The sequence below is a fragment of the Alsobacter metallidurans genome (genome assembly GCF_014636935.1).
GTDB lineage: Bacteria > Pseudomonadota > Alphaproteobacteria > Rhizobiales > Beijerinckiaceae > Alsobacter > Alsobacter metallidurans.
Genome location: NZ_BMES01000003.1, coordinates 249,491 through 263,829 on the forward strand (window position 1 = coordinate 249,491; position 14,339 = coordinate 263,829).

The 14,339-nt window shown below is 69.1% G+C and carries 11 protein-coding genes; 9 read left to right on the plus strand and 2 right to left on the minus strand.

The window, feature by feature from the left end; translation table 11 throughout:
- Positions 1 to 24: 24 nt before the first annotated feature.
- Positions 25 to 1,197: a sensor histidine kinase gene (locus IEV99_RS22015; protein ID WP_188519993.1), complete on the plus strand. Its 1,173-nt coding sequence runs from the start codon at positions 25 to 27 to the stop codon at positions 1,195 to 1,197.
- A gap of 30 nt (positions 1,198 to 1,227) precedes the next feature.
- On the opposite strand, the gene ubiG is transcribed toward IEV99_RS22015, so the two are convergent.
- Positions 1,228 to 1,968: a bifunctional 2-polyprenyl-6-hydroxyphenol methylase/3-demethylubiquinol 3-O-methyltransferase UbiG gene (gene ubiG, locus IEV99_RS22020; RefSeq protein WP_371875829.1), complete on the minus strand. Its 741-nt coding sequence runs from the start codon at positions 1,966 to 1,968 to the stop codon at positions 1,228 to 1,230.
- Positions 1,969 to 2,130: 162 nt separating this feature from the next.
- Here ubiG and IEV99_RS22025 point away from each other — a divergent pair, with 162 nt between their 5' ends.
- From IEV99_RS22025 to clpB, 8 genes are all read left to right on the plus strand, one after another.
- Positions 2,131 to 3,366: an aspartate kinase gene (locus IEV99_RS22025; protein WP_188519995.1), complete on the plus strand. Its 1,236-nt coding sequence runs from the start codon at positions 2,131 to 2,133 to the stop codon at positions 3,364 to 3,366.
- Positions 3,367 to 3,498: 132 nt separating this feature from the next.
- Positions 3,499 to 5,766, plus strand: a complete 2,268-nt coding sequence (ptsP, locus tag IEV99_RS22030) for a phosphoenolpyruvate--protein phosphotransferase (RefSeq protein ID WP_188519996.1) — start codon at positions 3,499 to 3,501, stop codon at positions 5,764 to 5,766.
- 49 nt (positions 5,767 to 5,815) lie between these two features.
- Positions 5,816 to 6,892, plus strand: coding sequence for a peptide chain release factor 1 (prfA, locus tag IEV99_RS22035; protein WP_188519997.1), 1,077 nt, complete (start codon positions 5,816 to 5,818; stop codon positions 6,890 to 6,892).
- A 57-nt stretch (positions 6,893 to 6,949) separates the two neighbouring features.
- Positions 6,950 to 7,834 (plus strand): peptide chain release factor N(5)-glutamine methyltransferase, encoded by an 885-nt coding sequence (gene prmC, locus IEV99_RS22040; protein WP_188519998.1) that lies wholly within the window; start codon positions 6,950 to 6,952, stop codon positions 7,832 to 7,834.
- Positions 7,835 to 8,329: 495 nt separating this feature from the next.
- Positions 8,330 to 9,472 (plus strand): DUF4167 domain-containing protein, encoded by a 1,143-nt coding sequence (locus IEV99_RS22045; RefSeq protein WP_188519999.1) that lies wholly within the window; start codon positions 8,330 to 8,332, stop codon positions 9,470 to 9,472.
- Positions 9,473 to 9,615: 143 nt separating this feature from the next.
- Positions 9,616 to 10,197, plus strand: coding sequence for a YqaA family protein (locus IEV99_RS22050; protein WP_188520000.1), 582 nt, complete (start codon positions 9,616 to 9,618; stop codon positions 10,195 to 10,197).
- Positions 10,197 to 10,745, plus strand: a complete 549-nt coding sequence (locus IEV99_RS22055) for a disulfide bond formation protein B (protein WP_188520001.1) — start codon at positions 10,197 to 10,199, stop codon at positions 10,743 to 10,745. Before IEV99_RS22050 ends, IEV99_RS22055 begins: the two co-directional genes overlap by 1 nt.
- Before the next feature lie 231 nt (positions 10,746 to 10,976).
- A complete protein-coding gene (clpB, locus tag IEV99_RS22060; protein WP_188520002.1) occupies positions 10,977 to 13,592 on the plus strand; it encodes an ATP-dependent chaperone ClpB in 2,616 nt (871 codons plus the stop codon).
- Between the two features lie 62 nt (positions 13,593 to 13,654).
- Here clpB and IEV99_RS22065 read toward each other — a convergent pair whose 3' ends face one another.
- Entirely contained in the window at positions 13,655 to 14,335 is a 681-nt protein-coding gene (locus IEV99_RS22065) for an SGNH/GDSL hydrolase family protein (RefSeq protein ID WP_188520003.1), read from the minus strand.
- Positions 14,336 to 14,339: the final 4 nt, after the last annotated feature.

A 14,339-nucleotide genomic window follows, 5' to 3' on the forward strand; every position in this document is an offset into this window, starting at 1 on the left:
CCCATCATTCGCCCGGGAGGACCCATGGCCGAACCGAAGCCCTTCGGGACCGAGCCGTTCCGGCCCGGCGCCGGCGACACCAGCGCGCTGCGCGAGCCGGACCTCGCGCTTCTGCGCACCATCCTGGACAGCATTCCGGGACGCGTCGCCTTCGTGGATTTCGAGAACCGCTACGTCTACGTCAACCGCGAGTTCCTGACCTTTCACAAGCGCACCGCCGAGGAGGTGATCGGCCGCGAGGTCCGCGAGGTGCTGGGCGAGGCCGCCTATAATCAGGTGAGCGGATACAACGCCCGGATCCGCGCCGGCGAGATCGTCCGTTGGGAGGGCTGGATCACCTACGCGACCGCGGGGCGGCGCTACATTCAGCAGACCTACACGCCCTACTCCCCCGGCGGCGGCGCGCCGCAGGGCAACATTGCGTTCGGGCGCGACCTTACCGAGATGAAGGAGCAGGAGCGCGAGCTCGCCGAGCGCACCGCCGAGATCGAGCGCCAGCGCGTCCGCATTGCCGAGATCGAGAAGCTGTCCGCCATGGGGACGCTGCTGGCCGGCGTCGCTCATGAGCTCAACAACCCGCTCGCGATTGTCCTGGCCCAGTCCACGCTGCTGCTGGAACGCGCCGAGAGCGACGACGTGAAGGCCCGCGCCGCTCGCATCCATGCCGCCGCCGAGCGCTCGGGCCGCATCGTGCGCAGCTTCCTCGCGATGGCGCGCGAGACGGCGCCGACCCGCCGGCCCGTGCTGCTGAACGACATCGTGGCCTCCGCCGTGGACGTGATGGCGTATGGTCTGCGAGGCGCTTCCGTCGACGTGGACCTCGATCTCGCGCCCGACATGCCGCCCATCAGCGCCGACGCGGACCTCCTCGGCCAGGTGGTGTCGAACCTGCTGATCAACGCCCAGCAGGCGCTCGCCGAGCAGGCCCGCCCCCGCCGCGTGGTCGTGCGCACCCGCCGCGAGGCCGGCGGGGTGGCGCTGGAGGTGGAGGACAACGGTCCCGGCGTGCCCGAGCCGGTGGCGGCGCGGATCTTCGACCCTTATTTCACCACCAAGGCGCCGGGCGCGGGCACAGGCATCGGGCTCTCGATCTGCCGCAACGTCGTCACCGCCCATGGCGGCCAGATCGCGCTTGTCCGTTCGGCCGGCGGCGCCCTGTTCCGCGTCACCCTGCCGACCGGCGGCGGGGCCGAATAGCGCGGCTGGGCACCTGCGCGCCAAGCTCGCTCAGCGGCGCTCGGCGTTTAGCATGTAGTTGACCGCCATGTCGCCAGAGAGGCGCCAGTCGCCTCCGATCGGGTTGAACACCACCCCGGTCTGGTCGCGCACCGCGAAGCCGCCTTCGTCCAACGCGTCGGCGAGCTCGGCCGGGGTGACGAACTTCTCCCACTGGTGCGTGCCCCTGGGCAGCCAGCCCAGCACGTATTCGGCGCCCACGATCGCGAGCGCGAAGGCCCTTAGGGTGCGGTTGAGGGTGGCCATGAACAAAAGCCCGTCCGGCCGCACGGCCGCGCAGCAGCTCTTCACGAAGAGGCGCACGTCCGCGACGTGCTCCACCACCTCCATGGCGAGCACCACGTCGAAGCGCGCGCCCTCGGCCACGAGCTCCTCCACGGTGGCGCGCCGGTAGGTCACCGGCGCCCCGACCTCCTCGGCATGCAGGCGGGCGACTTCCACGTTGGTGGGCGCGGGATCGACGCCCGTGACGATCGCGCCGAGCCGGGCCAGCGGCTCGCAGAGGAGCCCTCCGCCACAGCCGACGTCCAGGATCGTGACGCCCTCCAGCGGCAGCCCCGCCTGCGGATCGCGGCCCAGATGCTCCGCCACAGCGTCGCGGATGTACCGGATGCGGACCGGGTTGAACCGGTGCAGCGTCTTCATGGCGCCGTTCGGATCCCACCAGGTCCGGGCGATGCGCTCGAAGCGGGCGACTTCGGCTGCGTCGATCGTTCCGGTTGCGGGCTGCATGGCGCTCATCCTTTTCTCCACCCCTTGGACGGCGGCCGATGCGCGGGCGGGCGTTGACAGCCCCAGGCGTCGCCGTCATTGAGTGTGCCGCCCTTTTCCGACGGCCACAGCCTTGACGCAAGTCGCGCGTGGCCAGAACCGTTCAGCAACCCGGGACCCCGCATGGCCCGCCTCGTCATGAAGTTCGGCGGAACCTCCGTCGCCAACCTCGAGCGCATCAAGAACGTCGCCCGGCACGTGAAGCGCGAGGTCGAGGCCGGCTACGACGTCGCCGTGGTGGTCTCCGCCATGTCGGGCAAGACGAACGAGCTCGTGGGGTGGTGCAAAGAAGCCTCCACGCTCTACGACAACCGCGAATACGACGCCGTGGTGGCGTCCGGCGAGCAGGTCACGGCCGGCCTGCTGGCGATCGCCTTGCAGGACATCGGCTTCAAGGCCCGTTCCTGGCAGGGGTGGCAGATCCCGATCCTGACCTCCGACGCGCATGGATCGGCCCGCATCGCCGGCATTGACGGCAAGAACCTGCTGGATGGCTTCGCGGCCGGCGAGGTGGCGGTGATCTCGGGCTTCCAGGGCGTGCATGAGGCGACAGGCCGCATCACCACGCTGGGCCGCGGCGGCTCCGACACCAGCGCGGTCGCGATCGCGGCCGCCATCGGGGCCGAGCGCTGCGACATCTACACGGACGTGGACGGCGTCTACACCACCGATCCGCGCATCGTCACCAAGGCCAAGCGCCTCGACAAGGTGGCGTTCGAGGAAATGCTCGAAATGGCGTCGCTCGGCGCCAAGGTTCTCCAGGTGCGCTCGGTGGAGCTCGCCATGGTGCACAATGTGCGCACCTATGTGCGCTCATCCTTTGACGACCCTGCCAACCCGCAGGCGGGAACTCTCATCTGCGACGAGGAGGAGATCGTGGAACAGCAGATCGTCACCGGCATAGCCTATTCCAAGGACGAGGCCCAGATCACGCTTCGGCGCGTGGCCGACCAGCCGGGCGTCGCGGCCGCGATCTTCGTGCCGTTGGCCGACGCCAACATCAATGTCGACATGATCATCCAGGTCGTGTCCGACGACACCACCACCACGGACATCACCTTCACGGTGCCGACCGCCGATTTCGAGCGCGCCCGCGCCATTCTGGAGAACGCGCGCGAGAAGATCGCCTACCAGTCGCTGCAGGGCGCGACCGACGTCGTGAAGGTCTCGGCCATCGGCATCGGCATGCGCTCGCACGCGGGCGTCGCCGCCAAGGCGTTCAGGGCCCTGGCCGAGAAGGGCATCAACATCCGGGCGATCACCACGTCGGAGATCAAGTTCTCGATCCTGATCGACGCCGCCTACACGGAACTCGCGGTCCGGACGCTGCATTCGCTGTACGGTCTCGACAAGGCCTGAGCGGCGGCTCGGTCCCGGCCTGGACTTTGCATTCAGGTCGGGTGCTAGGGTAAAGCTCTGGGGACGGCGGCGCCGTCCCAACACGATTCGCGGCCACGCTGGCGCTGCGGTCGGCTGAACGGTGAGGATGGAATGCGAGGCGCTCTCGGCGGTCCGCGCCTGTTGCTGCGACGCCTCCGCGAGGTCATGGCGGAGCCCGTCAGCGCGCAGGCTCGCCTCGACAAGATCGTCGTCCTGATCGCCTCCAACATGGTGGCGGAGGTTTGCTCGTTTTATGTGCTGCGGGCCGACGGCACGCTCGAGCTGTACGCCACCGAGGGCCTGAAGCGCGAAGCCGTCCACCTCACCACCATGCGGGCCGGCGAGGGCCTGGTTGGCCTGATCGCCCAGAAGGCGCAGCCCCTTAACCTGCCCAACGCGCAATCCCACCCGGCCTTCTCGTACAAGCCCGAGACCGGCGAGGAGATCTACCAGTCCTTCCTGGGCGTTCCGGTGCTGCGCGCCGGCAACACGCTGGGCGTGCTCGTCGTGCAGAACCGCGCCCACCGCCTCTATTCCGAGGAAGAGGTCGAGGCGCTGCAGACCACCGCGATGGTGCTCGCCGAGATCATCGCCTCCACGGAATTCCAGACGCTGGCGCGCCCTGGCGCCGACATCGCGCTCAGGCGGCCGTTCAGCCTCATGGGCCAGCCGCTCTCGGACGGCGTCGGCCTCGGCCACGTGGTGCTGCACGAGCCGCGGGTCGTGGTGTCCAACCTCATCGCGGACGATCCGGCGCGCGAGACCCGCCGCCTCGACGAGGCGGTCGCGGACCTGCGCTCATCCATCGACACGCTGATCGACCGCGGCGACGTCTCGCATAACGGCGAGCACCGCGAGGTGCTCGAGACCTTCCGGATGTTCGCGCACGACCAGGGCTGGATCCGGCGCCTGCGCGAGGCCGTGGCGAGCGGCCTCACGGCCGAGGCCGCCGTGGAGCGCGTCCAGTCGGACAACCGCGCCCGCATGATGCGGCAGACCGACCCCTATCTGCGCGAGCGCCTGCACGACCTCGACGAACTCGCCAACCGGTTGCTGCACAGGCTGGTCGGCCGCGACATGGTGGGCGGGCAGGCCGCCCTGCCCGAGAACGCCATCCTGGTGGCGCGCTCCATGGGGCCGGCCGCGCTGCTGGACTACGACCGCAAGCACCTGCGTGGCCTTGTGCTGGAGGAAGGCGGCCCCACCAGCCACATCGCCATCGTGGCGCGCGCGCTCGGCATCCCGGCCGTCGGCAATGTCGAGAACATCGCCGGCCTCGCCGAAACCGGCGACGCCCTGATCGTGGACGGCGGCGTCGGCCAGGTGCACCTGCGCCCGCAGCCGGACGTGGAAGCCGCCTTCCGCGAAAAGGCGCGCCTGCGCGCCCGCCGGCAGGAACAGTACCGCGCCCTGCGCGACCAGCCCGCCGTGACGCGCGACGGCGTGCGCATCGGCCTCAACCTCAACGCCGGCCTGGTGATCGACCTGCCGCATGTCGAGGAAGCCGGCGCCGACGGCATCGGGCTGTTTCGCACCGAGCTGCAGTTCATGGTGGCCGAGCGCCTGCCCTCCACGGCCGAGCAGCTGGCGCTCTACCGCACCGTGCTGGACGCCGTGCCGGGCAAGTCCGTCACCTTCCGCACGCTCGACATCGGCGGCGACAAGGTGCTCCCCTACATGCGCGCCATGGAGGAGGAGAACCCGGCCCTTGGCTGGCGTGCCATCCGCATCGGCCTGGATCGGCCGGGCCTCCTGCGGGCGCAGGTGCGGGCGCTGCTGAAGGCTGGCGGCGGCCGCGAGATGAAGATCATGTTCCCGATGGTCGCCACCGTGGACGAGTTCGCCCGCGCCAAGGCCATCGTTCAGCGCGAGATCGGCCATCTGGAGCGCCACGGGCACGAATTGCCGTCCGACGTGAAACTCGGCGTCATGGTCGAAGTGCCGTCGCTGCTGTTCCAGATCGACGAAATGGCCCGCGAGGCCGACTTCCTGTCGGTCGGCTCCAACGATCTCATGCAGTTCCTGTTCGCGGCCGACCGCGAGAACCCGCAGATGGCGGACCGCTTCGATCCGCTGCACCCGGCCTGCCTGCGGGCGCTGCGCTGCGTCGCCGAGGCGGGCGCGCGGGCCAACATCCCGGTGACACTGTGCGGCGAACTCGGCGGCAAGCCGCTGGAGGCCATGGCGCTGCTGGCGATCGGCTACCGCTCGCTGTCGATGTCGCCTGCGTCGGTCGGCCCCGTAAAGGCCATGCTGCTGTCGCTCGACCTCGAGGCGCTGGTGGAAGCCGCCAGCGGCTGGCTCGACGACCGCGCCGCCGGCGAGACGCTGCGGCCGCAATTCGCCGCCTTCGCCAAGAAGCACGGCGTGGCGTTGTAGCGGGCCTTCCGAAGGCCCATCTGCCCAACGCCACACCACCCGAGCGCCCATGTCCCTCCCGCTGCAGAAACTCGACGCCATCCTGGCGCGCCACGCCATGATCACCGACCGGCTCTCGTCGGGCCCGGACAGCGACACCTTTGTCACGCTGTCGCGCGAGCTTGCCGAGCTCGACCCCGTCGTGGAGGCGCTGCACGCCTATCGGGCGGCCGCCGCCGAACTCGCCGGCCTGGACGCTATGCTGGCCGACGCCGCCACCGATCGCGAGATGCGCGCCTTGGCCGAGGAGGAGCGCCGCGAGGTCGAGGAGCGGGTCGAGCGCCTCGCCCATCAGGTGCGCCTCATGCTGCTGCCGCGCGACGCAGCCGATGAGCGCGCCGCCATCCTCGAGGTGCGCGGCGGCACGGGCGGCGACGAGGCGGCGCTGTTCGCCGGCGACCTGTTCCGCATGTATCAGCGCTACGCCGAACTGCACCGCTGGAAGGTGGAGGTGCTCTCCGCCAGCGAAGGCACGATGGGCGGCTACAAGGAAATCATCGCCGAGATCCACGGCCAGGGCGTGTTCGCCAAGCTGAAATTCGAGAGCGGCGTCCACCGCGTGCAGCGCGTGCCCGACACGGAGGCGAGCGGCCGCATCCACACCTCGGCCGCCACCGTGGCGGTGCTGCCGATCGCCGAGGAAGTCGACGTCCACATCGACGACAAGGACCTGCAGATCGACACCATGCGGGCCCAGGGCGCGGGCGGCCAGCACGTCAACAAGACCGAGAGCGCGATCCGCATCACCCACCTGCCCACCGGCATCGTCGTGATGATGCAGGAGGAGCGCTCGCAGCACCGCAACAAGGCCAAGGCCATGGAGCTGCTGCGCACCCGCATCTTTGACCAGGAACGGCAGAAGCGCGACAGCGAGCGCTCGGCCGACCGCCGCTCGCAGGTGGGCTCTGGCGACCGCTCGGAGCGCATCCGCACCTACAACTTCCCGCAGGGCCGCGTCACCGACCACCGCATCAACCTGACGCTCTACAAGCTCCCGCAGGTGATGGACGGAACCGCCCTGGACGAAGTCGTGGACGCTCTGACGACCGAGCACCAGGCCGCCCTCCTGGCCGCCCAGGACGGGTGAGCGGCCGATAGAGGATTGACCAACCAAGCTCGCCGTGAACCAAAAGGAGAGCGCCGCATGCGCGATGCCGACCTGATCCAGCCCGAGACAACGCGCCTTGCCGCCTTGAAGCAGCTGGGCGAAGCCTTCCGAGAGGTCGGGATCGAGACCGCCCAGCGCGACGCGCGCCTGTTGACGCTGGACGCCGCCGGGCTGACGCACGCGCAGCTGATCCAGGCGCCGCGCGAGCGGCTCGGCGACCAAGCCGCCGCGAAGCTGCGCGAGCATGTGCGGCGCCGGCTCACGCGCGAGCCGGTGGCGCGCATTCTGGGCGAATGGGAGTTCTGGAGCCTGCCCTTCACGCTCGCGCCGGACGTGCTGGTGCCGAGGCCTGACAGCGAGACCGTGGTGGCGGCCGCCCTGCTCGCCCTCAAGGAGCGTCGCAACGCCAGCGACGGCCTGCGCGTGCTGGATCTCGGCACGGGCTCGGGTTGCCTTCTCGTGGCGCTGTTGACCGAGCTGAAGGGCGCCACCGGCGTCGGCGTCGACCTCGCCCCCCAGGCCGTCGAAACGGCGCGCTTCAACGCCGCCCGCAACGGCGTGGCCGACCGGGCCGAATTCACCGAATCGGACTGGGCGCAAGCGATCACGGGCCAGTTCGATCTCGTGGTCTCGAACCCGCCCTATATCGCGAACGCCGTGATCGAAGGGCTGGAGCCCGAGGTGAAGCAGCACGATCCTCGCCTGGCGCTGGCCGGCGGCCCCGACGGGCTCGACGCATACCGGGCCATCGCGCAAGCGCTTCCAGGCATTCTCGCTCCCGACGGCGTGGTGGCGCTCGAAATCGGCTCCGACCAGGCCGAGAGCGTCCCGGCCATATACCGCGCCGCCGGCTACGCGGTGGAAGGCCCTTTCGCGGATTTCGGCGCCCGGCCGAGGGCGATCGTGTTGCGCCGGACGTAACAGCCAGACGAGAACCGAAGCAAGGCAAGAAGAAGCAGTGCATTGAAGACACAGGCCTTGAAATTTCGAACAAAAGACCGATCTGTAGAGTGGAAAGCGCTTGGCCTGCGGGCTCGAAGCGACTAGGGTGACGGCCAATGACGTCGTCGGGCGACGCCGCGCACTGCGCAGGCCAGCACCGTCGAGATCGCTCCCTTTGAGGATCAGCCGGCAGGTTCAGCCACGGGATCGATCTCCGGGACTTCAAGCACGACTCCAGAAGAGTCTTGCGTCGGTCCGATGACATTCTCCGGAAACGGAAGCGCCTCTTCGATCGCAAGGCTGCGTCGGGGAGTGGGCGACCGCACCGCGCGGGCGATGGCCCGCAGCAGCGACGGAAGGGCTTAGAAAGCCTCGAGTGAACCCTGACCACTGAGCAAAGAGCAGCGACCCGCATGGGCTCGGTCTCGCGGCGGCGGTCCGGCATGGACAATGCACACCACTGAAGGACGTTCGATGAGACCTAATCATCAGAACAATAACAACAACAACAAGCAGCGTATGCGCGGACGCAACCGTGGCGGCGGCAAAGGGCCGAATCCTCTGTCGCGGAGCTATGAGTCGAATGGCCCGGACGTGAAGATCCGCGGCACGGCCCAGCACATCGCCGAGAAATACTTGCAGCTTGGCCGCGACGCCAACGCCTCCGGCGACCCCGTGCAGGCGGAAAGCTACTACCAGCACGCCGAGCACTACCTGCGCCTGATCGCGGCCGCGCAGGAGCAGTTCCGGATCCAGAACCCGAACTATCGTCCTTTCGAGGTCAACGACCCGGATGCGGACATGGACGACGAGGACACCACGCCGTATGCGGGTGGCCCGCAGCCGGATGTGCGCTTCCCGCAGGGCGGCGACCAGGACGGCGGCCAGGACTACCAGCCCCGGCAGGACCAGCCCCGGCAGGACTATCAGCCTCGCCAGGATTACCAGCCGCGGCAGGATTATCAGCCGCGCCAGTTCCAGCCCCGCGAGCGTGGCGAGAACCGCGGCGACCGCGAGTTCCAGCCGCGCCAGCCGCGTGAACCGCGTGGCGACTTCCAGCCCCGGCATCAGCGCGAAGGCGGCGAGCAGGGCGAGCGGCAGTTCCAGCCGCGCCGCGATCGCGAGCAGCGGGACTACCAGCCGCCGCGCGAGCAGCCTCAGCCGCAGAGCCGCGAGCCGGCCGTCGACGCTCCCCAGGCTGAGCAGCCGCGCGAGCAGCGCGAGTTCCAGCCGCGTGAGCGCTTCCCGCGCCGTGGCCGGCCGGAGCGCCAGGACCGTCCGGAGGCGCGCGCCGAGGGACAGGATCGTCCGGAGCGGCAGGATCGCCCCGAACGCCAAGAACGCCCCGAACGCCAAGAACGCCCCGAACGCCAAGAGCGCCCCGAGCGTCGCGAGCGCGCCGAACGCCCGGCCCCTGAGGCCGCCGAGCAGACCGCCCTGCCGGCCTTCATCACGGCCCCGGTGCGCGTCGCCATCGCGCCCGAGCCCGAGCCGCAGCCGGCCGCCGAGGCAGCCCCGACCGCGCCCACCGAGGACGCCTTCGCGGTCCGTCCCCGCCGCCGTCGCGTGACCAAGAAGGCCGACGAGGCCCCGGCCGACGCCCCAGCGGGCGAATGAGTCGCCAAGGCCCGCACTGACGCCAAAAACCCGCCGGGCTCTCCGGCGGGTTTTTTCTTGGCGACGCCCGCGCGGCCTCAGGCGAGCGCGCCCCCTTTCCCTCCGGCGTGACTTCCCACGCGGGTTCGGCTAAGCACCCCGGCATGTTCAAAGGCCTTTACCGCTGGACGCTGTCGCTGGCCGAGAGCAAGCGCGCCGAATGGGCGCTTGCCTTCATCGCCTTCGCGGAGAGCTCGTTCTTTCCCATCCCGCCCGACGTGGTGCTCGCGCCGATGTCGCTGGCCAAGCCCGCAAAGGCCTGGCGCTATGCGGCGATCTGTACGGTGTCTTCTGTGGTCGGCGGCATCCTCGGCTACGCCATCGGGGCGCTGCTTTACGACACCGTCGGGCAGTGGCTGATCAATCTCTATGGCTACGGCTCCAAGATGGAGCAGGTGCGCGAGGCCTACGCCAAGTGGGGCGCGCTGCTGATCCTCGTGAAGGGCGTAACCCCGATTCCGTACAAGCTCGTCACCATCGTGTCGGGCCTGCTGGCGTATAATTTTCCGCTGTTCGTGCTGCTGTCGATCATCACACGCGGCGCGCGGTTCTTTATTCTGGCCGGGCTGCTGAACCGCTTCGGCGATCCCATCCGGCATTTTCTGGATCGCCATTTCGCCGTGTTCATCGGCGTCATCCTCTTCTTTATCGTGTTCGGGTTCTGGATCGCCGCGAGGCTCGTGTGATGAACGCCGTGGATGTCGCCGCCTCCCGCTCCGCCGGGCCGCTCGCAGCGCTTAAGCCGGACCGCGCGGCGCTTGCGGTGGGGCTTGCGGCGGCCGCCACGGTGGGCGGCGCACTGGTGCTGGAGCACGGGTTCGGCGTGAAGCCCTGCGAGCTCTGCCTCGTGCAGCGCATCCCCTATTATGTTGGCGCTCCCTTTGCGCTTCTGACCGCCATCGTGGCGTCGCGGCGGCCCCGCAACCTGTTCACCACCGCGATGCTGGCCTCTCTGGCGTTGCTGTTCGTGATCAGCGCCGGGCTCGGCTCCTATCATGCGGGCGTCGAATGGAAGTTCTGGGCCGGCCCCCAGGACTGCACGGGCGCGGTCGTGAAGCCCGCCGCGATGGGCGACTTCCTGAAGCAGCTGGAAACCACCAAGGTGATCCGCTGCGACGAGGTCGCGATGCGCATTCTCGGCCTGTCCCTGGCGGGCTGGAACGCCGTGATCTCGGCCGGCCTCGCGCTGGTGGCCGGCCATGCGGCTTGGCGCACCCGCACGCGCGAGATCTGAAGCACGCAGCCGACCGGCCAGCTTGACGCGCTCCCGGCGTGGGCGCTCCCATTGTGCGTGATCCAGAGTTGCGTCCACCGCAGGCAAACGCATCCCGGCGCCCCTAGCGTGGTGGAAATGCCACACCTATCTAAGCCTCGGGACGTTCGCCTCCGGGAGGGAGCGCCCCGTCGGAGCGCATGATCCGCGCCCATTGGGGCGGACGAAAACGCGCGGCCGCAGGAGGACGATATGGATTTTGAGAAATATACCGACCGCGCCAAGGGCTTCGTGCAGGCGGCCCAGACGATCGCGATGCGGGATGGCCACCCGCAGCTTGCGCCCGAGCACATGCTCAAGGCGCTGCTGGACGACAATGAGGGACTGGCCGCCGGCCTCGTGACTCGCGCGGGCGGCGACGCCAAGGCGGCGCTTCTGGGCGTCGACCAGGCGCTCGCCAAGATGCCGAAAGTGTCCGGCGCGGCCGCCCAGCCGCAGCCCACGCGCGACCTCGTGCGCCTGTTCGACACGGCCGAGAAGATCGCCCAGAAGTCGGGCGACAGCTTTGTCACGGTGGAGCGCCTTCTGCTCGCGCTTGCGACCGAAAAGGACATGGAGGCCGGCAAGATCCTGGCCCGCGCCGGCGTCACGCCGCAAAGCCTTAACGGCGCCATCAACGAGCTGCGCAAGGGCCGCACGGCCGACAACGCCTCGGCCGAGAACGCCTATGATGCGCTTAAGAAATACGCCCGCGACCTCACCCAGGCGGCCCGCGACGGCAAGCTCGACCCGGTGATCGGCCGCGACGAGGAAATCCGCCGCGCCATCCAGGTGCTGTCGCGCCGCACCAAGAACAACCCCGTTCTCATCGGCGAGCCCGGCGTCGGCAAGACCGCCATTGCGGAGGGCCTCGCGCTGCGCATCGTCAACGGCGACGTGCCCGAGAGCCTGAAGGACAAGCAGCTCCTCGCCCTCGACATGGGCTCGCTGATCGCCGGCGCGAAATATCGCGGCGAGTTTGAGGAGCGGCTGAAAGCCGTGCTCAACGAGGTGACGTCGGCCGAGGGCGGCATCATCCTGTTCATCGACGAGATGCACACGCTGGTGGGCGCCGGCAAGGCGGACGGCGCCATGGACGCCTCCAACCTGCTGAAGCCCGCGCTGGCCCGCGGCGAGCTGCACTGCATCGGCGCGACCACGCTCGACGAGTACCGCAAGCACGTCGAAAAGGACGCCGCCCTGGCGCGGCGCTTCCAGCCCGTGTTCGTGAGCGAGCCCACCGTGGAGGACACGGTGTCGATCCTGCGCGGCCTGAAGGAGAAGTACGAGCTGCACCACGGCGTCCGCATCACGGACGGCGCGATCGTGGCGGCCGCGACGCTGTCCAACCGCTACATCACCGACCGCTTCCTGCCCGACAAGGCCATCGACCTCGTCGACGAGGCGGCGTCGCGCCTGCGCATGCAGGTCGACTCGAAGCCCGAGGAGCTGGACGAGCTCGACCGTCGCATCGTGCAGCTGCGCATCGAGCAGGAAGCCCTGAAAAAGGAGACCGACCCGGCCTCTCGCGATCGGCTCGGCCGCCTGGAGACGGAGCTTGCCGGCATCGAGGAGAAATCCGCCGCTCTCACGGCCCGCTGGAAGGCCGAGAAGGAGAAGCTCGGCAGCGCCCAGAAGCTCAAGGAGCAGCTGGAGCAGGCTCGCACCGAACTCGCCAACGCACAGCGCCGCGGCGAGTACCAGCGCGCCGGCGAGCTGACCTATGGGGTGATCCCGGAGCTGGAACGCACCCTGAAGGAGGTGGAGGGCCGCGAGAACACCGCCCTGGTAGCCGAGGCCGTGACGGCCAACGACGTCGCCCAGGTGGTGTCGCGCTGGACCGGCGTGCCGGTTGACCGCATGCTCGAGGGCGAGCGCGAGAAGCTGCTCAAGATGGAGGAGCAGATCGGCAAGCGTGTCGTTGGCCAGGCCGAGGCGGTCGCGGCCGTCTCCACGGCCGTGCGGCGCGCCCGCGCCGGATTGCAGGACCCGAACCGGCCCATCGGCTCGTTCATGTTCCTCGGACCAACAGGCGTCGGCAAGACCGAGCTCACCAAGGCGCTCGCGAGCTTCCTGTTCGACGACGAAACCGCGCTCGTGCGCATGGACATGTCCGAATACATGGAGAAGCACTCGGTCGCCCGGCTCATCGGCGCGCCTCCGGGCTATGTCGGCTACGAGGAGGGCGGCGCCCTCACGGAGGCCGTTCGCCGGCGGCCCTACCAGGTGGTGCTGTTCGACGAGATCGAGAAGGCGCATCCGGACGTGTTCAATGTGCTGCTGCAAGTCCTCGATGACGGGCGCCTCACCGACGGCCAGGGCCGTACGGTGGACTTCCGCAACACGCTGATCATCATGACCTCCAACCTCGGGGCGGAGTTCCTGGTGAACCAGCGCGAGGGCGAGGACACGGACGCGGTGCGCGACGAGGTGATGAGCGTGGTGCGCTCGCATTTCCGGCCGGAATTCCTGAACCGGGTGGACGAGATCATCCTGTTCCACCGCCTCCAGCGCGACCAGATGGGCGCCATCGTGGACATCCAGCTCAAGCGCCTGCAGAAGCTCCTCGACGAGCGCAAGCTGGTGCTGGAGCTCGACGCCACGGCGCGCGACTGGCTGGCCCACAAGGGCTACGACGCCGCCTACGGCGCTCGCCCGCTGAAGCGCGTGATCCAGAAGAACGTGCAGGACCCGCTCGCCGAGCTGATTCTGAGCGGCTCCATCAAGGACGGCGAGCACGTGCCCGTTTCGGCCGGCCCGGATGGGCTGGTGATCGGCGACGTGCTGGTCGCCCAGGACGCGCCGCCCAAGGGCGCGCTGCTGAACTGACCTGAAAAGGCCCGGCCCTCGCGCCGGGCCTTTCTTGTTCCCCCGGGCTTTTCAAACGCCGGTCAGTCCGGCCTGCGGCACGCGTCCCGCAGCAAGCCCGCATAGGCGGCCTGGTAGCGCACGAGATGCAGTCCTTCGGTCGCGCCCTCGCGGGCGACGCCGAACGCGGCCGCCCGCTCCGCTTTGAACGGGTCCACGAAGACGCAGTGCGGCTTGCGGCAGGCTTCCTGCAGAATTGCCGAGTAACGCTCCACCGCATCCGCATCCACGGCTGATAGCTGGTTATTACCGACCGGCGGAATGGCCGTCACGATCAGGCTCTCCGACCGCTCCCCCAACGTCGCGATGATGGTCGCCGCCGCGCCGGCGAAGCGATCGATGTTATGGGCGGAAAGCGGCTCGCTTTTTCGCAGAAGATCATTGGTCCCGATGGTGAGCACCGTCGCGTGCGCCCGGGCCCAGGGAACCAGTCTGCGGGCGACCGTATCATAGTTCTTGACCGTCGCCCCGCTCACGCCGGCATTGACCAGCTCTCGCCCGCAGCCCTCGCGCGGCGCTCCGAAAAGTTCGATGTTGGAGTCGCCGGCGAGCAGCACGTGTCCCGGGCCGGCAGCCGCCATCTGGTGCTTCACCACCGCCAGCCGGCTCTCCGCATAGTCTGCGACACGGGCCACGCGGGCGGTGGTCCGACCCGCGCCAAATACCAGCAGCGCGGCGGCGGCCACGACGGCGACGAGCGCCAAGGCC